Here is a 1,030-nt window from a genome sequence, read left to right on the forward strand (position 1 = left end):
AGGGTCCGCAGGTAGGCGGTCAGCTCCTCGAGGCCCGCGTCGTCCTCCCATCGCAGCGGGAGCACGTAGTCCATCATGCGGCCACGACCTCCCCGAGCAGCGACGTCGTGCCGCGCAGCCAGCGGGACATGACCTGCGCGGCCCACAGGCGCTCCAGCGTGAGCGCGCAGGCGGCGCCGTACAGCACGTCGCCTGCCAGCGACGGGTGGTCGCGGGCGAAGGCGCCGCACAGGTCGTGCGCGGCGATCTGCTCGTGGACGGCGTCGGCCTGCACGTGCTCGTCGTAGAAGCGCGTGGCCGTCGCGTCGCCGCCCAGCCTGCGCAGCCCCGCGGCGTAGCGGCGGTTGGGCAGCGAGGAGGTCATCTCGAAGGCCGCCAGATGGCCGATCGAGGCGCCGCGCAGCCGCCGGTGCAGCCCGAACAGCGACATCGCGTTCGAGATCGCCAGCGTCGCCGCGGGCACCCTGCCGAGATGGGCGCCGTAGGAGTCGTCGAGGCCCAGGCCCCGCATGGTGGCCCTGAACAGCTCCGAATGCATGCGCTCGGGACGGCCGCCGCCGTACTCGTCGGACTGGATCTCCACCAGCGCCGCCTTGGCCCTGCCCCGCAGGCGCGGAATCGCCCACGTGTGCGGGTCGGCCTCCTTCAGGTGGTAGATCGACCGGTGCACGGCGAACTCGCGGAACTGCTCCAGGCTCGCCTCACGCTGCAGGAACGTCGACAGCGGCGGGCCGTCGTCGGCCGCCACCAGCTCGGCCAGCGCGCGCCGTACCTCCTGCGGGGGGACGGCGGGCGGGCGCGGCACGAGCTTCCGCAGCGCCGACTCGAAGCGCCGCTCCAGCTCGGCTCGGGTGCGCAGCAGCGAGGGCTCCCACTCCCAGCGCTCGTCCACCTCGTCGAAGCCCTGGTAGTGCAGCTCGTAGCAGACGAACAGGGCCAGGTGCAGATCCTCGTCGTCCACCTCGTGGACGGCGAGCGGCTCGCCCCCGGGCGGGCCGGTCAGCCGTCCGAACAACGCCGCGGTGATCGG

1 protein-coding gene is annotated in these 1,030 nt (G+C 73.3%); it reads right to left on the bottom strand.

Going from position 1 to position 1,030, the window contains the following annotated elements; translation table 11 throughout:
• Nucleotides 1-73: 73 nt before the first annotated feature.
• A partial coding sequence (locus ABFX50_RS50655; protein ID WP_346158471.1) for an iron-containing redox enzyme family protein occupies nt 74-1,030 on the bottom strand: 957 nt, incomplete at its 5' end.

The organism is Nonomuraea recticatena, from assembly GCF_039533245.1.
Lineage (GTDB): Bacteria > Actinomycetota > Actinomycetes > Streptosporangiales > Streptosporangiaceae > Nonomuraea > Nonomuraea roseola.